Source organism: Rothia sp. (in: high G+C Gram-positive bacteria), assembly GCF_030540545.1.
Taxonomy (GTDB): Bacteria; Actinomycetota; Actinomycetes; order Actinomycetales; family Micrococcaceae; genus Rothia.
Map to the genome: position 1 here is coordinate 41181 of NZ_JAUNVZ010000006.1, position 19330 is coordinate 60510.

The window sequence follows — 19330 nt, forward strand, 5'->3', positions numbered from 1 at the left end:
CGTATTCAAAACTTTGACAGGTAAGTGAGAAAATGACTACTACCGCAAACGAAGGCGTCACCGGCCGTATTGCCCGCGTGATTGGCCCCGTGGTCGATGTTGAGTTCCCCGCCGGCCACGTCCCGGACATCTACAACGCACTGACCACCGAACTGACCCTGGATGGTCGTACCCGCACCATCACCTTCGAGACCGCACAGCACCTGGGCGACTCGATTGTGCGTGCAATCTCCCTGCAGCAGACCGACGGTCTGGTGCGCGGCCAGGCTGTTATTGACACCGGCGCTCCGATTTCCGTGCCCGTGGGCGACGGCGTGAAGGGTCACCTCTTCAACGTGCTCGGCGACGCACTGGATGTGCCGAACTCCGAAATTCACGCGGATGCTTACTGGCCCATTCACCGCACCGCTCCCGGCTTCGCAGAGCTGGAAGGCTCCACCGAAATGCTGGAGACCGGTATTAAGTCCATCGACCTGCTGACCCCCTACATTAAGGGCGGTAAGATTGGTCTGTTCGGTGGTGCAGGCGTGGGTAAGACCGTGCTGATCCAGGAAATGATTACCCGTGTGGCTCGTAACTTCGGTGGTACCTCCGTGTTCACCGGTGTGGGCGAGCGTACCCGTGAGGGTAACGACCTGTGGGTTGAAATGGAAGAGGCAGGCGTTCTGAAGGACACCGCCCTTGTGTTCGGCCAGATGGATGAGCCCCCGGGAACCCGTCTGCGCGTTGCACTGACCGGTCTGACCATGGCGGAGTACTTCCGCGATGTGAAGAACCAGGACGTGCTGCTGTTCATCGACAACATCTTCCGTTTCACCCAGGCTGGTTCTGAGGTGTCCACTCTGCTGGGCCGTATGCCCTCCGCTGTGGGTTACCAGCCGAACCTGGCTGACGAAATGGGTCTGCTGCAGGAGCGTATTACCTCCACCCGCGGTCACTCCATCACCTCCATGCAGGCAATTTACGTGCCTGCGGATGACTACACCGACCCGGCTCCGGCAACCACCTTTGCACACCTGGATGCAACCACCGAGCTCTCTCGTGAAATTGCGTCCCGCGGTCTGTACCCGGCAATTGACCCCCTGACCTCCACCTCGCGAATCCTGGATCCGCAGTACATCGGTCAGGAGCACTACGACACCGCAATCCGCGTGAAGGCAATTCTGCAGGAAAACAAGGAACTGCAGGACATCATTGCAATTCTGGGTGTGGACGAGCTCTCCGAAGAGCAGAAGGTCGTTGTGGCACGTGCACGCCGCATCGAGCAGTTCCTCTCGCAGAACACCTACACTGCAAAGCAGTTCACCGGTGTGGAGGGTTCGACTGTTCCTCTGAAGGACACCATCGAATCCTTCCAGATGATCTGCAACGGCGATGTGGACCACATCCCCGAGCAGGCATTCTACAACATCGGTGGCATGGACGATGTGATGCGTCAGTACGAGGAAATCAAGGCACAGACTGGAGCCAAGTAAGATGGCTCTGTACGTTGAAGTTGTCTCCCGCGAACGTACCGTGTGGAAGGGCGAAGCGTCCTATGCACGTGTACGCACCGTCGACGGCGAACTGGGTATTATGCCCGGCCTGATTCCGACCCTGGCGCTGCTGGCTGAGGATGGCGAAATGCTGATTCGTCCCGTTGAGGGCGAAGAGATTCGCACCATTCTGCACTCGGGTTTCGTGACCATTTCCAATGATCGCGTGACCATTGCAGCAAAGCATGCCGATATCTAGTCTCTAGATACACGAAGGCTCCGATAGATTCCTATCGGAGCCTTCGTTTCTTTAATGCACCGAGCCAAAAGTGCTAGAGTGTATGGGTGCGAATTGTTATAGCTGAATGCTCTGTAGATTACGAAGGACGACTGCGCGCCCACCTGCCGCGCGCAACCCGCCTGCTCATGGTCAAAAACGACGGCTCCGTGCTGATCCACTCTGACGGCGGCTCCTACAAACCCCTCAACTGGATGAGCCCACCCTGCAGCCTGAGCATTACTGCAGCAGAAAAACTCAGCGAGACCGAACGCGAAGACTACGATAGCGACCTGCACGAACTCTGGACCGTACAGGCAGCCAAAAGCGATGATAAGCTGCTGCTGAAAATCTACTCTGTGCAGCACGAATACTCCCAGGACCTCGGCCACGACCCCGGCCTGATTAAAGACGGCGTGGAAGCAGATTTGCAGCGCCTGCTGGCAGAACAAATCGAAACCCTGGGCGAAGGCTACACCCTGATCCGCCGCGAATACCCCACCGCCATCGGCCCGGTAGATATCCTTGCCCGCGATGCCGAAGGCACCACTATCGCAGTGGAACTTAAACGAGTGGGCGATATTGACGGCGTGGAACAGCTGACCCGCTACCTGGATCTGCTCAACCGCGACCCGCTGCTTGCCCCCGTCTACGGTGTTTTCGCAGCCCAGAAAATCAAGCCCCAGGCACGCACTCTCGCCGAGGACCGAGGCATCCGCTGCCAAGTACTCGACTACGACGCCATGCGCGGCGTGGACGATAGTGCGGGGCGATTGTTCTAATGCCACGTAAAAACCATAAAAAAGCCTCTGGAACCACCAGCGCCAAATGGGCACGCACCGCCCCGGAAGGACGCGATATTAGCCGCATCCTCGATCCGGCGCCGCGTATCGAATCCGACCGCTACGGCGACTGGCTGGTGCAATACATTCCCGCCGTCAACGCGCAGAAAAACTATATCTGCCCCGAATGCGGCAGAACCATCCCGCCCGGCGTGGCGCACCTGGTCGTATGGCAAGATAACCATATGATGGGACGAGAACGAGGCATTGAAGAGCGCCGCCACTGGCACCAGGGATGCTGGCGCACCCGCCGGCGCTAAGTACGATCACCAAAGGAAAATCATGAGCGAGATTACCCGAGAGAACGAATTCAACCCCGAAGCCTATGTCTTCGAACCCGTTACCGCAGAGCGCATCCGCTCCCGCTCCGTGCTGCCGGCACAGCGCGAAAACTTCACCGTAACCACCGCGGATGGTAAGCGACTGGTCGGCGAGCTCTCCCTGCCCGCCGGCGATATTAAAGCAACCCTGGTGACCTTCCACCCGCTGCCCACCCACGGCGGCTACATGGACTCCCATGTATACAAGAAGGCGTCTTTCCGCCTGCCGGAGCTCGCTAATATTGCCGTGCTGCGTTTTAACACCCGAGGCACTCGCTCCATTCGCGGCGTGAGCGAAGGCGTCTTCGACGGTGGCTTTGCCGAGAAGAAAGACTTCGACGCTATTCTGAAGTTTGCGCGCGAGCGCTCCCTGCCCAACCTCTGGCTGGTGGGCTGGTCCTTCGGTACCGAACTGGTGCTCAAATACGGTCCGGAGCACGCGAGCGAATTCACCGGCGCTATTCTGCTCTCCCCGCCGCTGCACCGCGTGCACCCTGCCGAGCTGGATGAATGGAACCGTATTTCCAACCCGCTGGTGGCACTGGTACCCGAGCTAGACGATTACCTGCGCCCGGAAGCTGCTGGTGAACGCTTCGGCGTGATTGATCGCGCCCAGATTCACGGCTTTGAGGGCTGCAAGCACCTATGGGTGGGGGAGAAAGCTGTGAACTTGGTGCTCAACGCCATTGTCTCTACTGTGACCGGTGAGAGCACCGAGCTGCCCACCGAGTACACTGGTCTTATGGCTCAGGAGATTACTGAGCTGTAAACTCTGCCGGTAGGTATACAGGCTAGATGTATAGAGAGGGCAGCAGATATAGGTTGAGCGCTATGAGACTGGACATTTCGCTCTGGCGAAATGCCCAGGATCGTGCGCGAGTGCCTATATCTGCTGCCTTTGCTATGCCCTGATAAAGCGGGGTACTCATCACATGGACTCGTGAATACCTGGGGGAGAGCGTATAAGCTGCGGTAGACTGGTATGTATCATCCCGAAAGGAAACACCGTGTCACAGACCCCGCAACAGCCCGCGCAGCCTCAGCACCCCGCGCAGGCACCCACTGCCTCCGCACCCCGCGCGCAGGCTCCGCGAGCACAGGCTCAGCAGACAGCTCCTGCCCGCAAGAGCAGTGAGCGCTCCTTCGCTCACCAGGTGGGCGAAACCCTCAGCGCCGCCAGCGAATCTATTTCCAAGACCCGCGAAATGCGTCGTAAGGCGGCTATGCCTCCCACTGAACCCATCGACATTATTAAGCCCGAGGGCGAGAACGGCGCCGATGAGCCCAAGAAGAAGGCAGAGCCTATCTCCCTGAGCAAGAACCCGGTGGCTTTTGGCTTCCTGCTGACCGTGGGTGTGGGTCTTGCGCTTGCACTCTACTATGTGCTGAATAATGTGGGCTCGCTGATTGCATGGATTACCTGCGCTATCTTTATTGCCCTGGGCCTGGAACCCATTGTAAATCGCGTGCAGCAGGGGCTTCGTAGCCGCATGGCTAGTATTGTTCTTGTGCTCGTGGTGTTTGGCGGTCTGATTGCTGGACTCTTCGCATGGATTATTCCTCTGGTGGTTAATCAGGCAACGAACTTTATTAACCGCGCACCCGCCATGTACCAGGAATTCATTGAATCCGATACTTTCAAGAACCTGGATAACCAATTCCATATTGGCGATTGGGTGAACTCCAATGTGCCCAAGTTCTTTGAAACCCTGACTTCCGGTTCGGGCGTAAATACCGTGATGAACGGCCTGGTGTCCGCAGGTTCCACCATTGCTCAGACCTTCACCGGTATTGTGATCGTTCTGATTCTTTCCCTGTATTTCCTGAGCGCAATGGACGCCATTAAGAAGTGGGGCGTCAAGCTCTCTCCCCATAGTAAGCGTGATCGCGTGCGTAAGATCCTCGACATGATTACCTCTGCTGTGGGTAACTATGTGATGGGTCAGGCAACCGTGGCATTTATTAATGCTCTGGTTGCGTTTGCAACCCTGTCTATTTTGCAGGTTCCTTACGCTCAGTTGCTGGCAGTCATTGTGCTGATTCTCGCCTTTATTCCGCTGGTGGGTGGCGTATCCGCTCTGGTGATTGCATCGTTGGTACTGCTCATTAGCTCCCCGCTGAATGTAACCATTACCTACGCTATCGTCTACGCAATCTACCTGCAGATTGAGGCGTATGTTGTCTCCCCGCGCATTATGTCCAAGGCGGTCTCCGTACCCGGCGGCGTGGCAATTATTGCAGTCGCCGGAGGCGGCGCCCTCTGGGGCGTGCTTGGCGCGCTGATCGGTATTCCCGTGGCGGCAGCCTGCATGATTCTGTTGCGTGAAGTCTTTATTCCCTATCAGAATAAGCGCTAAAAATACATCAAGAGCCCGGTAGCTTATGCTGCCGGGCTCTTGCTCTTTAACAGCGAATAAATGACGGCATGCAAGCGCTGGGCATAATCCCTAGGCGCCCGCTCAAGAACTTGCGATAATAGGGATAAAGACTAAACCTCAACCACTAGGGAGTATGATGAGCGCAGAATTCTTCCCCGGCGCACCGGCTAATGGTGCAGTGCCCAACGGTGCAGCGCCCGCCGCCAACGCTGCTAACGCCGAACAGGCACTACCCGCATCCGTCCCCGCTTCTGTTCGAGGCGCTATGGATCTGGGCGCACAAGCACAGGCCCCCGCCGCACCGGCAGAACAGGGCGCAGCACGCACCTGGCGCGTAGACGTAGAAACCAACGAAGACTTCCAAAAATACGTCAACGAATCCGGCCGCGGAGCCGTCATCTTCGCCCTCTACGCACCCCACTCACCCGCCTCCCTGCAAATGCTCGAAGCCACCGAGCGCCTAGTTAACTCCGCAGAAGGCTCCATGCTGCTGGCAGCCGTAGACATCGTCAAACTGCCCGAAGCAGCTCAGGTATTCGGCGTCACCGGCGTGCCCGCAGGTATCGCCGTGCTCGGCGGCCGCCCCGCCCCCATCTACACCGGCACCATCAGCCCTGAAGAACTCACCCAGGTCCTCGGCCAGGTGCTGCAGCTCGCCGCACAATACCAGCTACCCGGCGGCTTCGAACCCATCAACCCCGAAGCTGAAAAGCCCCTGCCGCCCCTGCACGCCGCAGCCATCGCAGCGCTGGATGCGGGAGACTACGCCGGCGCACGCGAATCCTACCGCAAAGCCATCGCCGAAAACCCCGGCGACAAAGACGCCAAAATCGGCCTGGCACAGGTAGGACTGCTCGAACGCGTCTCCACCATGAACGCCGCCGAAGTACGCGCCGCAGCCGCCAATAACCCGAACGATATTCAAGCAGCCTTCAACGTCGCCGATCTCGACCTAACCGGCGGACACGTAGAAAACGCCTACACCCGCCTGCTGCGACTCTTCTCCACCGTAGACGCCGACTCCAAGGCGCAGGTGCGAGAGAGGCTCGTGGAGCTCTTTAGCATCGTTGGAGATGATGATCCGCGAACGAAGGCAGCACGAGGCCAATTGACTATGCTCCTGTTCTAATACATTTTGAGCTGGAAAGTAATGCGTGTATCGGATAGCTACCTAGGGTAGCGTTGTTCTACAGAAGCTACGACCTAGAGCCCGCTCCAGCTCAAACAATAAAAATCCCGGCAGTCTATAACATTCACATGGTATAGACTGCCGGGATTTTTATAACTCGCGAGTCGCGGACCTAGGCTCGTAGCTTTATGCGTGCGTTCCAGCGGGGGAAGGGAGAACAGTGGGGGTGTATGGTTAGGTGGTTCGTGCTGCCTCGTTCGAGCGGATGGCTGCGGAAGGGGCAGAAAATCCATAGAAAACATCCACAGCGACAGGGTATCTGTCATATTTTAGGAAATAGCAGAGCGTGCTTAACACCGTGCAAAACATACGCTAGAGTAAAACTATGAGAGAACATCACCACACGCACCGCGAGGACCCAACCGCACCTCAAACCTCCGCCCTGCACCCGGGCGCAACCCACACAGCGGTGCAGCGCATCGTACCCCCGGTACAACACCCGCACCCCGGCACCTACCCCGTGCCGCGCGCACCCTACGAACAGGGGACGCTCGATATGCAGCACGCTCCCGAACAGAATCAGCCCGCACCCGCTATTCGCCTCAGGCAGCTGACCAAAGCATTCGACCAGCATGTGGCGGTAGACCAAATCAACCTGGATATTCCCGCGGGCTCCTTTTACGGGCTGGTGGGTCGCAATGGCGCCGGTAAAACCACCACCATTTCTATGGTCAGCGGAATGCTCGAACCCTCAATGGGCACCGCCCTCATTAGCGGTGTGGATATGTGGGCCCAGCCCCTGGAAGCTAAGCGCCTGCTGGGGGTGCTGCCGGACGGCGTGCATCTTTTTGATAAGCTCAGCGGTGAGCAGCTGGTCACCTACTCCGGGTACCTGCACGGGCTGGATAAAGCGACGGTGGCTCAACGCACCAACGACCTGCTGACCGCCATGGATTTGCAGGAGGCCGCCGGGCGTGCCGTCGCCGACTATTCGGCGGGTATGACCAAGAAAATCGCGCTCGCCGCAGCTCTGGTGCACGCTCCGCAGGTGCTGATTCTTGACGAGCCCTTCGAGGCGGTCGACCCGGTCTCAGCCGCCAATATTCAGGATATTCTGCGCGGCTTTGTGGCCTCGGGCGGCACGGTGGTGCTCTCTTCCCATGTGATGGATTTGGTGCAGCGCCTGTGCGATCATGTGGCGATTATGGACCGCGGGCGTATTCTGGCCGCCGGTACGGTGGATCAGGTGCGCGGTGAGTCGAGTCTGGAAGAACGTTTTGTGCAGCTGGTGGGTGGGCGTACCGCCTCGGAAGGATTGTCATGGTTGGGCACCTCGTCTCACTAAAATGGCGTTATGTTCTGGCGTCTTTTCGCCGTAGCCTGTGGGTGGTTATTGGCTGTATTCTGGGCGGGGTGTATGCTCTAGCTGCCCTGGTCGGTTTGGGCGTGCTCTATGTGATCCTGAGCGGCACACCCCTGCTGGCAGCCCAGCTGGCGTTGATGGCAGGGGCCGCCCTGTGCCTGGTATGGTGGCTGGTCCCAATTTTCTTTAGCGGGCTGGATGACACCCTGGATGTGCACCGTTTTGTGCTCTTCCCCCTGGATGCTAAAACCCTGCAGCGTGGCCAGTTCTGGGCTGGTTTTATTGGCCTTGGCGGTATCGCCAGTGTGCTGGTGGCTCTGGTGGCGCTGCTGGGAGTGAGCACTAACCCGTGGGCGGCACTGCTCTATACGCTTGGTGCTGTCCTCGGCCTGGCACAGATGATGGTGGGTGCGCGCATCGCTAACGGGGTGGGGCAGTACCTGCGCCGCAACCCCACGGTCAATACCCTGGTCACGATTATTGCCGGTATTGCGATTATGCTCAGCGGTTTCGGGTCGAGCCTGTCAATCATGTACCTGATCGATCATTTTGATCAGCTGGGGCCGGTACTATCGGTGCTGGGCTACACTCCGCTGGGTGCCGGTTTCAGCGCCGCATTTTACGCCTATAGCGGGCAGATGGTTTCGGCCCTGTTGAGCATTGCGCTTGCCGCCGTGTACACCGGAATCGGGTGGATGATCTGGTACCGTATGCTGGTGCGTTCCATGCGCACGGTGGGCGCGCAGAGCACTCACAGCCAGAAGGAACGCGCCAAGGGCAACCTGGGATTCTTTGAGTATTTCTCGGCCACCCCGACTGGTGCTATTGCCGCCCGTACGTTGCATAGCTACCGCTACGATATGCGCTATATTATTTCGGTTCCCATGACCCTGGTCATGTACATTCTTTTTGGTTCGGTGCTGGGGCGCATGAACTTTAGCGGCCCGAAGAGCAGCGCCTCAAGCTTTTCGGAAATGTTCGACGCCCATCCGGGAGGTATGCTCAACGGCCTACTTTATTTTTCGACCGTGATGGCAGCCTACTACGCCTGCTACCAGGTCTCCTACGATAATTCGGCCTTCAGCGCGCATGTGCTGGCGCCGATCACCGGCTGGCAGGAACGCTGCGGCCGCCTGATTGGTTATAGCGCGGTCATGGTGCCGATGATGCTGCTGGGTATCACCATTACCGCTATAACGCAGAACGGTTGGGCTTTTTACCCGGTGGTTCTAGTGCAGCATATAGGTATTTTTGCCGCCGGTATTGGGGTGTGTTCCCTGGCGGAAACCTTCATTAATCCGCCGGCTGCCGCGCCGGGCGCTAGCCCTTTTGCCACCGCTAAGCAGGGTGAGGGCTTTGCGAAACAGCTGCTGCTGAGCCTGGTGATGCTTGCTACCGGTTTGAGCGGTCTGCCCAGCTATGTGTGCACTATTGTGTACCTGATCAACGGCCAGATGATGTGGCTGTGGATTGGTGCTCTGCTGCAGCTACTCTTTGGCGCCCTGTGCCTGTGGCTGTGCCTACGGTGGGGTGCCCGCCGCTATGATCGCTATAGCGCCCGGATGTTGGTGCGCGTGAGCCGCTCTGCCAGCTAACGCGGGAATACCGGTGCCTGTTTGAGTGCTTAGTACAATAGATACAGAGAAAAAGACGAGAGGAAGAGACACGATGAGCTCCATTGACGGCATTGAAGATCCCTTCGGCCCGGCAGGCGGTACCGCACTGCTCGAGCGTGAGGATACTCGCCTGCAGGAACCGGGCGACCATGAGCGTTTCTCGCACTATGTGCGCAAAGAAAAGATCATGGAATCCTATCTGACCGGTGAGCCGGTGACCGCACTCTGCGGTAAGAAGTGGCGCCCCAGCCGTGACCCGCAGTCCTTCCCCATTTGCCCGCAGTGCAAGGAAATTTGGGAGGGTATGAACCCGGGAGATAACGGCTCCGACGATAACGGTGATACCTAAAAACGCTCTATAGCCATGAGCGCAAAGCCCCGAGACTGTGCAGACAGCCCCGGGGCTTTGCGTTACAATTTAACCTCGCCCGTCTGGCACAATGCGCTTGCTTGAGGACCGTCTTGTGACCGCGGGCGCGATAGCCATACAGATATGAAGGAGAGCCATGAGCGAGCACCACGAACCGACCCTATTCGATTCCCTCGCCAAGCCCAAGCTCTCCCCGGCATACCCCGACCGCGCCCCCTGGGGTACCTCCGTGAGCCTGCGCGCCTGGCAGGCGGAGGCAATGCAAAAATACTTCGACACCAACCCGCGCGATTTCATGGCGGTAGCAACCCCCGGTGCGGGTAAAACCACCTTCGCGCTCACCCTCGCCAAGGAACTTTTTAATCGCGGCGTGGTGCGTAAACTCACCGTGGTTGCCCCCACCGACCACCTGAAAAAGCAGTGGGCCGATGCCGCCGCTAAAGTCGGTATCCCCATCGACCCGAATTTTAAGAATGCGGATATTACCGTCGGCCGCGGCTATAAAGGCGTGGCGCTGACCTACGCGCAGGTTGCCAATAAGCCGCAGCTGCACGCCCGCAATACCGAAGCCGATAAAACCCTGGTGATCTTTGACGAGATTCATCACGCGGGCGACTCCCTCTCCTGGGGTGACGGTCTACGTGAGGCCTTTGATGAGGCGACCCGCCGCGTGGCGCTAACCGGTACCCCCTTCCGCTCCGATGCCTCCCCGATTCCCTTTGTGCGCTATGAAGAGGACTCCGAGGGTATTCGCCGCTCGCGCGCGGACTACTCCTACGGCTACGGTCCGGCTCTTAAAGACCACGTGGTGCGCCCGGTTATTTTCATGGCGTACTCCGGCCAGATGCGCTGGCGTACCAGCGCCGGTGAAGAAATGGCGGCGAACCTGGGCGAGGGCTTCACCAAGGACGTCACCTCCCAGGCGTGGCGTACCGCCCTGGACCCCAATGGCGAGTGGATTCCCACTGTGCTGGCAGCAGCCGATAAGCGCCTGACTGAGGTGCGCCGCACCGTGCCCGATGCCGGCGCCCTGGTGATCGCTACCGACCATGCAGACGCCAAAGCCTATGCGCAGCAGCTGCAGAAAATCACGGGGGAGAAGCCGACCGTGGTGCTCTCGGATGACCGCGAAGCCTCCGCTAAAATTGATGAATTCCGTGAAGGAACCCAGCGCTGGATGGTTGCCGTGCGCATGGTGTCCGAAGGCGTGGACGTGCCGCGCCTGGCGGTGGGTGTCTACGCCACCAGCACCAGCACCCCGCTCTTCTTCGCCCAGGCAATCGGCCGTTTTGTGCGCGCCCGCAAACGCGGTGAGACCGCCTCGGTTTTCCTACCCAGCGTGCCGGCGCTCATGATGCTTGCCAATGATATGGAAATGGAACGCGACCACGCCCTGGATCGCGGCAAGAGCGAAGAGATCGATCCCATGGTTGAGGGTCTGGATGATCATCTGATTGAGGAAGCTAATCGCGAGGAGCGCGCGAGCGAGGAGCTGGCGCGCGGTAAATTTGAGGCGCTGGGCTCGCAGGCATCCTTCCATGGCGTGCTTTTTGACGGTACCGAGTTCGCCTCCGGCGGTCTGGAGGCCGGTAGTGCCGAGGAGCAGGACTTCTTGGGTATTCCCGGTCTGCTGGATGCGGAGCAGGTGGGTACCCTACTGCGCGCTCGCCAGCGCGAGCACGCCTCGCGTCGTCCGGCAACGGCAGCTCCGGCGGTGGTGGATCACCGTCAACTCAAGGACCTACGCGCTAAGCTGGCGAAGAATGTCTCTGCCTATTCGCTCAAGAGCGGTAAGCCCCACGGTGTGGTGCATAATGAGCTGCGCAAGGTGTGCGGCGGTCCGGCGGTAGCGCAAGCATCGGCTGAGCAGTTGCAGGCCCGTCTGGATAAACTGGCGGACTGGTTTGTCGGTCGACGCTAGGAGAGATGAGCTGATAGGGTAAGCGGGGTGTCCTCCGGCAGGAGGGTACACCCCGCTTTCTATGTGCTCGTTGAGCGCTGTCTATATGCCGGATAATCTCTCTGTCATAATTCGGTCATTTGAGTATACTCGGGCGTGTCGCTCTTGAACTATACCTATAATAAAAATATAGTATTATTTGACATGACACAGGGCGAAAAATCTAAATAAAATCAAATAATAAAAATCAATATAGAATAGCATCAAATTGAGGTTTTATTTTACAGTTAATTTTCTATTTAAGAAATATTTTCCGTAATGCTTATTGTCTATTGATTTAAATGCTCTGTGGTGAGATGGTTAATATATACCCCTGGACGGGTAGGATAGAGGGACACCATGACAACACCGCAGATTCATTGGAACGTACAGCAGCGAGGGGATCCGGCTCCTCATTTTCTGGCGCACCCCGCGCTGGATCTCACCCCCTTCATTCTCAAGCAGATGCTTCAGTCACCCACCTCCGAGCGCATTTGCGTGCTCCCCGGCGTATACGGCGGCAGTGCGCAGCAGAACCACCATAATCCGCTCATGTGGGATGCACAGCTTATCCGGCTTTTTCACCCCGTGTGGGTGCGCCGCCGCTGGAGGGTTATTGCCCCCGAAAGCTTCGAGCTGCACGACCGCGCCCCGGCAACCGGAGCCATGCCCATCCTTGCGCATAGTGCGCAGGGTGTGCAGAGTGTGCAGAGCGTGGAGAGCATGCAGGGCGTAGGTGTAGGGGAGAAGCACTCGCCCCTCGCTGCATAAAATATAGGGAACCCCGCCGTAGTCTATACGGCGGGGTTCCCTGTATTTACACCCGAATAGAGCGAGAAATGTAGAGCTTAGAGCACCTCGAGAACACTCACGCCCTCGTCCTCAAGCTCCTCAATAACATCCTCGAGCTTATCCTCGTGCACGGGTGCGGTCAGGTCAATGAGTACGCGAGTCTCATAGCCTGCGTCCACGGCGTCCTTCGCGGTGGCGAGCACGCAATAATCGCTGGCAATGCCCACAATATCCACGTCCTGAACCTCCTGCTCATCCAGCCAATCAGCCAGGGGGGTCTGCGGGCCGCTCTCGTCCAGGCTTTCGCCGGGCTTGTGTTCACCGGTCATTACGGCATCCTCGGGGGCTAGCAGTGCCTCAAAAGCGGAGTAAGCTGCCTCGTAGCGACCCTTGCGGAAATACGCCTGAATATAATCGGTATCCAGATTTTCGTGCAATTCCGCGCCGGGAGTCTGTGCCACGCAATGCTTAGGCCAAGAATCAATATAATCCGGAGTATTCGAAAAATGCGCGCCCGGATCAATATGCCAATCCTGGCTGGCAATAATCACATCGTATTCGTGGTGATGATCTTCTACATATTCGCTAATCAGAGAAGCCACCTCGGCACCGCGTTCGGTTGCCAGGGTGCCGCCTGCGCAGAAATCATTCTGCACATCAACAATAATCAGGGCTTTTGCCACGATTTAAATCCTTAAAAGTCTGTATGTCTTGGGTTTAGATAAATTCGGTGGGGATAACCGGATCGCCCTCGGAGAGGCGACGCGCAGCCTCGGGAAGCTCCGCCAGGCTTGCGCTATGGCGAGCGGCAGCCGCACGCACTGCCTCTGCACCCACAAAGGCGTCATCGAGCAGCTGACCGCCGCGCACATACTCAACCATCAGATCGCGAGTACCCTCAAGCTCTGCGGGGTTGTGCTCGGTGCCCAGTAGTTCGGCGGTGGCAATACCGAAAGAGTTCAGCTTGCGCGCCGCGCGCTTAGCGCCACCAATGGACGCCTTGCCGCTGGATGCCTTCGCCACCGGCTGCATGTCACCGGCGGAGTTCTCGCGCTCAACCACCTTGTACACCATGGCGGAGGTGGGCGCACCGCTACCGGTCACCAGCTTGGTACCCACACCGTAGGCATCTACGGGGGCCGCGGCCAAGGAAGCAATGGCGTATTCGTCCAGATCGCTGGTCACGGTGATCTTGGTGTTGGTATTGCCCAGTTCATCTAGCAGTTCGCGCACGCGACGGGCCGACTCAACCAAATCGCCCGAGTCTAGGCGCACACCGCCCAGCTCTTCGCCCGCCAGTTCAACAGCCAGGCGCACCGCATTATCCACGTTATAGGTATCCACCAGCAGGGTGGTGCGAGCACCCAGGGAGCGCAGCTGCGCTTCAAAAGCCTCACGTTCGCTATCGTGCAGCAGGGTAAAGGCGTGGGCGCTGGTGCCCAGGGTTGCCAAATCGTAGCGGCGACCTGCCTCCAGATTGGAGGTGGCGCTAAAACCCGCAATGACGGCGGCGCGTGCTGCGGAGACGGCTGCGCGTTCGTGGGCTCGGCGCGAACCCATTTCGATACAGGGTCGGGTGCCCGCGGCGGCGCTCATGCGGCTTGCTGCCGAGGCGATTGCCGAGTCGTAGTTCAGGATTGAGAGCAGGTAGGTTTCCAGGATGCAGGCTTCGGCAAAGCTGGCTTCAATCTGCAGTACGGGGGAGTGGGGGAAGAAGATTTCGCCTTCTGCGTAGCCGCGTACGGTGCCGCTGAATTCAAAGGATTCCAGGAACTTCAGGGTTTCGCTATTGACGATTTTGCGGCGGGAGAGGAAGGAGAGTTCCTCGTCGGTGAATCGGAATTCTTTGAGTCCTTCGAGGAATCGGCCGGTGCCGGCAAGCACGCCGTAGCGGCGACCTGCGGGCAGGCGGCGGGTGAAGACTTCGAAGGTACACTTACGATGTGCTGCTCCCGAGCCGAGGGCTGCCTGGAGCATGGTCAGTTCGTAGTGGTCGGTCAGAAGGGAAGTTGTTGCCATAGTTCTATTTTAGAGGGTGGGGGAGGTTTTCTTCGTCCCCGGTGACTGTGTAATACGTAACATAATGTTGTCTTGACTTTAACTAGCCCGTATTGACATAATCCACCCGGTACGCGGCTCAAAGAGTATAATCATTGATAACTCTATATTCGCGAACGCCCACCGTGGCAATCGCGCAGTCGAAGCGCTCACAGCGCCCACCACACGAAAGGGAAGCACCAATGTCGCGCACGCATCGCACCGCAGCAGGTGCGCTCAAGGCAGAGCACTCCCACACATATACACACCCCGTTTCAGCACAGGACACCGATACCCTCACCCGCGAAGAACAACAAGTAGATTTCGCCCAGATTCTCGATGCGGAAAGCCCCTGGCAGGTCATCGTCTGGAATGACCCCGTCAACCTCATGTCCTATGTCGCCTATATCTTCCGCAGCTATTTCGGCTATAGCCGAGCCCGCGCCGAAGAGCTCATGCTCGCCGTACACCACAACGGCAAAGCCATTGTCTTTACCGGCAGCAAGGACGAAGCTCAGAAGCATACCAGCGCCCTGCACGGCTACGGGCTGATGGCGACCTTTGAAAAGATGGAGGGCTAAGCATGGCTCACGCTTTTAAACGCACTCCCGATGGCTACCGCGCCCGTTTCGAACCGGCTGAGGTTCAGCTGATTCGCGACCTTGCCGAAGATATTATTGACCTGCTGACCCCGGCACCGTCTTCCGATCCTCTGGAAGCAATGCTGGGCATTACCGAAGACACCAGCGCACCCAGCGATCCGGCTCTGGCGCGCCTGCTGCCGGTGGCAAGCTCCAGCCAAGAGGCAGCCACCGAATACCGCCGCTATGTGGACGCCGATATTCGTGCCCACAAGATCGCCAATTTGCGCATGCTCGCCACCGATATTGAAGCCGGTCGCCACACCCTGGATGAGACTCACGCCCGCGCCTGGGCTAATGCCCTGGGCGATATTCGCCTGGTGCTTGCCGAGCGCCTGAACCTGCGCACCGAGACCGATAATGAGCGCGTAAACCGCCTGATGTCCTCCGAGAACATTGATAACGCCGAAGAGTACCTTGCCTATGTCTACGGTTTCTTCGGCTGGTTGCAGGATACCCTCATGGAGTCCATGCTCGAATCCCTGGATGAAGAGCAGGGTGAGGAGCCCGGCATGCGCCCCTGGATTAGCGCCGCCGAAGAAGCAGCCCAGGAGCCCGTGGGCGCGGTGGATACCTCCGCACCCGCCACCGAGCCTGCGCCTTCTGAGAATCCCGCGCCCGGTAGCAGCACCCACGATAGCCCGGAAGGAGAAACGCGATGAACGCATGCACCCCCTGGGGTAGCCCTGTGCCCGTAGCGCCCACCAATGCGGCACCCATTGGCGTTTTCGACTCCGGTGTGGGAGGGCTGACCGTGGCTCGCGCCATTATGGATCAGCTGCCGCACGAGCGCATTATCTATGTGGGAGATACCGCCCACGGCCCCTACGGCCCGCTCAAAATTGCCGAGGTGCGCGCTAACGCCCTGCGCATTATGGACGAACTGGTCGACTCCGGCGTGAAAATGCTGGTCATCGCCTGCAATACCGCCTCCGCCGCGGTGCTGCGTGATGCCCGCGAGCGCTACACCCGCCAATACGGCATTCCCGTGGTTGAGGTGATTCAGCCCGCCGCACGCCGCGCCCTGGCGGCAACCCGCAACCGCAAAATCGGCGTGATTGCTACCGAGGCGACCGTGACCTCCCGCGCCTATGAAGATACCTTCGCCATTACTCCCGATCTGGAGGTTATTTCGGTAGCCTGCCCACGCTTTGTGGAGTTCGTGGAAAAGGGCGTAACTAGCGGCCCGGAGCTGCTGGAAACCGCCGAAGAGTACCTGCGCCCGCTCAAAGAAGCTGGCGTGGATACCGTGATTCTGGGCTGCACCCACTACCCTCTGCTCACCGGCGTGATCTCCTATATTATGGGCGAGAATGTCACCCTGGTTTCTTCCTCCGAAGAGTCCGCGAAGGATGTTTACCGCGCCCTATTGACCAACTCTCTGGAATCCCCGGAGATGGAAGGAACCCCCAAGCACGAGTTCCTTGCCACGGGTGAGAAGGAAACCTTTGAGCATCTGGCGCGCCGTTTCTTAGGTCCGGAGGTTGCCAATGTGCGCCATACGGCAAGTGTTGCGGAGCGTTACCCCACCGGCTCTTTGGCTATTTTGTCGCCCGAGCAGATTGAAGCCTATCGCCAGGACGGCACGACCGTCATTGACCCTCAGGTTTTTAGCTCCTAGATTTTTGAGCGGCTCTGAGCGTACCGCGGTATGCGGCGCTCGCGTTGCATCGGCCTATTAGGCACACCACACATATGTAAGGACAGTAGATGAGATTGACCGTGATTGGCAGTAGCGGCTCGTTCCCGGGGCCTTCCTCCCCGGCAAGCTGCTATATGCTCTCGGCCGAGGATGAACAGGGTAAAACCTGGCGCGTGCTCATGGATATGGGCAATGGCGCGCTGGGCGTGCTGCAGCGCCATATTCAGCTGGAAGATATTGACGCGATTCTCATCTCCCATCTGCACCCGGATCACTGCATTGACCTTTCCGGTCTGCATGTGGCGGTCAAATGGGATCCTCGCGGCTGGCCCAAGGGGCGCATTCCCCTCTACGGCCCCGATCATATTAATGAGTACCTTTCGGCAACCCACGGCCTGGACCCCGAGCCGGGTATGAGCACCGAGTTTGAGTACCATAGCTGGGTTGAGCAGCAGCCGGTAAGCATTGGTCCCTTCACCATTACGCCCTATCGCGTGGTGCACCCCTCTAAGGATCCTTACGCCCTGCGCGTGGAGTGCCGCGATGCGCACGGCTACACTCTGCTGTGCTATTCGGGCGATACGGATTTGTGCGATGGCCTGGTGCATGCTGCCGCCGGTGCTGACCTTTTCCTGTGCGAGGCAGCCTACCAGGAGGGTCGCGATGATGCACTCCGCGGTATTCACTTGACCGGTTTGCGTGCAGGTCAGGCGGCGAAAGAGGCGGGCGTGCGTAATCTGCTGCTGACCCACCTGCCGGTGTGGAATGACCCGGATATTGCTGTCGCCGAGGCAAAGCAGGCATTTAGAGGCCCGGTGGGCGTTGCCGAGGTGGGGGCTACCTACCGTGTGCATCCTCGCCCGGAGCCCCATAATCCGCCGACCACCACCCTCAGTGCCATTGCGCGTGTGGATCCGCCCCTGCGCACCATTGTGCTGGAATCCTAAACTTATCCCTGATATACCTGTCCCTTCACAGAAAAGATAGACCATGACTGAATACACCCGAGCCGACGGCCGCGCCGTGAACGAGCTGCGCCCCATTAGCATTACCCGCGGCTGGTCCCGCCACGCCGAAGGCTCCGCCCTGATCGAATTCGGCAATACCCGCGTGCTGTGCACCGCCTCCTTTACCGAGGGCGTGCCCCGCTGGCTCAAGGGCGAAGGCAAGGGGTGGGTGACCGCAGAATACGCCATGCTGCCGCGCGCAACCAATACCCGCAATACCCGTGAGGCGGTCAAGGGCAAGCAGGGCGGCCGCACCCACGAAATTTCCCGCCTGATTGGTCGCTCCCTGCGCGCCATTATTGACACCGAGAAGCTGGGCGAAAACACCATTGTGCTTGACTGCGATGTGCTGCAGGCTGACGGTGGCACCCGCACCGCCTCCATTACCGGCGCCTATGTTGCCCTGGCAGATGCCATTAGCTGGGCTAAGGAACACGGCATTATTGCTCCGGGTGCGCAGGTGCTCAAGGACTCTGTCTCCGCGATTTCCGTAGGCATTGTGGACGGCACCGCGGTGCTGGACCTGCCCTATGTTGAGGATTCCCGCGCCGAAACCGATATGAATGTTGTGGTTACCGGCTCCGGTAAGTTTATTGAGGTTCAGGGTACCGCCGAGGGCGAGCCCTTTGACCGTGACGAGCTGAACCGTCTGTTGGATCTGGCTCTGGAGGGCACCTATGAGCTCTCCGAGATTCAGCGCGAATCCCTGGGTAAGTAGGGGAGTAGTACCGTGCCGACTATTGTTATTGCTACCGGTAATCAGGGTAAGCTGCGAGAGCTGCGAGAGCTGCTGCGCGGCGCGATCCCCGGGCTGGATGTTGATACCGAGGTGGTCAGCGCCGCCGAGGTTAACGCCCCCGATGTACCCGAAACCGGCGTGAGCTTTGCCGAGAATTCTCTGCTGAAGGCGCGCGCTGTTGCCGACGCTACCGGTCTGATTGCTATTGCCGATGACTCCGGCTTGCAGGTGGATGTGCTCGGCGGTGCACCCGGTATTTTCTCGGCGCGCTGGGCGGGCCGTCACGGCGATGATAGCGCGAATTTGAACCTGCTGCTGGCTCAGCTGAGCGATATTGCTCCCGAGCATCGTACCGCTCACTTTAGCTGCGCTGCTTCCTTGGCTTTGCCGGCTTCCCGCGGTGATTTCATCGCGGTTGAGCACGGCTATATGCCCGGTGTGCTGCGCTATGAGAGCGCCGGTGAGGGTGGTTTTGGGTACGACCCAATCTTTGAATCGACCGAGCTGACCGAGGGTATTGACGGCCATGACCCGGCATATAACGGCGAGTACGCGCACCTGACCAATGCTGAAATCCCGGCGGAGATCAAGAACGCCATTAGCCATCGCGCTCGCGCTTTTAATGCTCTGCTGCCGCAGATTATTCGGGCGGTTGAGCTTTACCACGGCGAATAACGCCCACCCAATAGCTGCGCGGTGCCTGAGCTAAACATGTATGCTCAGCTCTTCGAAAATGCCCGCGCGCATGTGCATCCCTGTGCAG

The 19330-nt window shown here is 58.7% G+C and carries 20 protein-coding genes; 18 read left to right on the plus strand and 2 right to left on the minus strand.

The features are described 5' to 3' along the window. Nucleotides 1-32: 32 nt before the first annotated feature. The 12 genes from atpD to Q4P78_RS06250 all read left to right on the plus strand — a co-directional run bounded on the left by atpD (nt 33) and on the right by Q4P78_RS06250 (nt 12480). Nucleotides 33-1475 (plus strand): F0F1 ATP synthase subunit beta, encoded by a 1443-nt coding sequence (atpD, locus tag Q4P78_RS06195; RefSeq protein WP_303339491.1) that lies wholly within the window; start codon nt 33-35, stop codon nt 1473-1475. A 1-nt stretch (nt 1476) separates the two neighbouring features. After that, nucleotides 1477-1734: a F0F1 ATP synthase subunit epsilon gene (locus tag Q4P78_RS06200; RefSeq protein ID WP_303339492.1), complete on the plus strand. Its 258-nt coding sequence runs from the start codon at nt 1477-1479 to the stop codon at nt 1732-1734. A gap of 86 nt (nt 1735-1820) precedes the next feature. Continuing rightward, complete coding sequence (gene nucS, locus Q4P78_RS06205) at nt 1821-2534, plus strand: endonuclease NucS (protein ID WP_303339493.1); 714 nt, start codon at nt 1821-1823, stop codon at nt 2532-2534. Then, the gene (locus tag Q4P78_RS06210; RefSeq protein ID WP_303339494.1) at nt 2534-2854 is read left to right on the plus strand and encodes an ATP/GTP-binding protein; all 321 of its coding nucleotides are present in this window, start codon (nt 2534-2536) and stop codon (nt 2852-2854) included. Before nucS ends, Q4P78_RS06210 begins: the two co-directional genes overlap by 1 nt. Nucleotides 2855-2876: 22 nt before the next feature. Next, nucleotides 2877-3683: an alpha/beta hydrolase gene (locus tag Q4P78_RS06215; protein ID WP_303339495.1), complete on the plus strand. Its 807-nt coding sequence runs from the start codon at nt 2877-2879 to the stop codon at nt 3681-3683. Between the two features lie 238 nt (nt 3684-3921). Beyond that, the gene (locus tag Q4P78_RS06220) at nt 3922-5271 is read left to right on the plus strand and encodes an AI-2E family transporter (protein ID WP_303339496.1); all 1350 of its coding nucleotides are present in this window, start codon (nt 3922-3924) and stop codon (nt 5269-5271) included. Nucleotides 5272-5425: 154 nt separating this feature from the next. After that, entirely contained in the window at nt 5426-6421 is a 996-nt protein-coding gene (locus Q4P78_RS06225; protein WP_303339497.1) for a tetratricopeptide repeat protein, read from the plus strand. A gap of 556 nt (nt 6422-6977) precedes the next feature. Then, nucleotides 6978-7766: an ABC transporter ATP-binding protein gene (locus Q4P78_RS06230; RefSeq protein ID WP_303339597.1), complete on the plus strand. Its 789-nt coding sequence runs from the start codon at nt 6978-6980 to the stop codon at nt 7764-7766. Next, a complete protein-coding gene (locus Q4P78_RS06235; RefSeq protein ID WP_303339498.1) occupies nt 7742-9379 on the plus strand; it encodes a transporter in 1638 nt (545 codons plus the stop codon). Before Q4P78_RS06230 ends, Q4P78_RS06235 begins: the two co-directional genes overlap by 25 nt. 73 nt (nt 9380-9452) lie before the next feature. After that, nucleotides 9453-9749, plus strand: coding sequence for a DUF3039 domain-containing protein (locus Q4P78_RS06240; RefSeq protein WP_303339499.1), 297 nt, complete (start codon nt 9453-9455; stop codon nt 9747-9749). A gap of 157 nt (nt 9750-9906) precedes the next feature. Beyond that, nucleotides 9907-11691, plus strand: coding sequence for a DEAD/DEAH box helicase (locus Q4P78_RS06245; RefSeq protein ID WP_303339500.1), 1785 nt, complete (start codon nt 9907-9909; stop codon nt 11689-11691). A gap of 378 nt (nt 11692-12069) precedes the next feature. Further along, entirely contained in the window at nt 12070-12480 is a 411-nt protein-coding gene (locus tag Q4P78_RS06250) for a hypothetical protein (protein ID WP_303339501.1), read from the plus strand. 77 nt (nt 12481-12557) lie between these two features. Here Q4P78_RS06250 and Q4P78_RS06255 read toward each other — a convergent pair whose 3' ends face one another. Together Q4P78_RS06255 and Q4P78_RS06260 are read right to left on the minus strand one after the other, a co-directional pair. Continuing rightward, on the minus strand, nt 12558-13184 hold the full coding sequence (locus Q4P78_RS06255; RefSeq protein WP_303339502.1) for an isochorismatase family protein: 627 nt from the start codon (nt 13182-13184) through the stop codon (nt 12558-12560). Between the two features lie 34 nt (nt 13185-13218). After that, nucleotides 13219-14520 (minus strand): nicotinate phosphoribosyltransferase, encoded by a 1302-nt coding sequence (locus Q4P78_RS06260; protein ID WP_303339503.1) that lies wholly within the window; start codon nt 14518-14520, stop codon nt 13219-13221. Between the two features lie 221 nt (nt 14521-14741). Between Q4P78_RS06260 and clpS the strand changes: the two genes are divergently transcribed. The 6 genes from clpS (at nt 14742) to Q4P78_RS06290 (ending at nt 19242) form a co-directional block, all read left to right on the plus strand. Continuing rightward, the gene (gene clpS / locus Q4P78_RS06265) at nt 14742-15119 is read left to right on the plus strand and encodes an ATP-dependent Clp protease adapter ClpS (protein ID WP_303339504.1); all 378 of its coding nucleotides are present in this window, start codon (nt 14742-14744) and stop codon (nt 15117-15119) included. 2 nt (nt 15120-15121) lie between these two features. Then, nucleotides 15122-15841 (plus strand): DUF2017 domain-containing protein, encoded by a 720-nt coding sequence (locus Q4P78_RS06270; RefSeq protein ID WP_303339505.1) that lies wholly within the window; start codon nt 15122-15124, stop codon nt 15839-15841. Further along, nucleotides 15838-16800 (plus strand): glutamate racemase, encoded by a 963-nt coding sequence (gene murI / locus Q4P78_RS06275; RefSeq protein WP_303339506.1) that lies wholly within the window; start codon nt 15838-15840, stop codon nt 16798-16800. The genes Q4P78_RS06270 and murI overlap by 4 nt, the downstream gene beginning before the upstream one ends. An 89-nt stretch (nt 16801-16889) precedes the next feature. Beyond that, entirely contained in the window at nt 16890-17768 is an 879-nt protein-coding gene (locus Q4P78_RS06280) for an MBL fold metallo-hydrolase (protein WP_303339508.1), read from the plus strand. A 43-nt stretch (nt 17769-17811) separates the two neighbouring features. Next, entirely contained in the window at nt 17812-18546 is a 735-nt protein-coding gene (gene rph, locus Q4P78_RS06285) for a ribonuclease PH (protein ID WP_303339509.1), read from the plus strand. A gap of 12 nt (nt 18547-18558) precedes the next feature. Continuing rightward, nucleotides 18559-19242 (plus strand): non-canonical purine NTP pyrophosphatase, encoded by a 684-nt coding sequence (locus tag Q4P78_RS06290; protein ID WP_303339510.1) that lies wholly within the window; start codon nt 18559-18561, stop codon nt 19240-19242. The last annotated feature ends 88 nt before the right edge of the window (nt 19243-19330 follow it).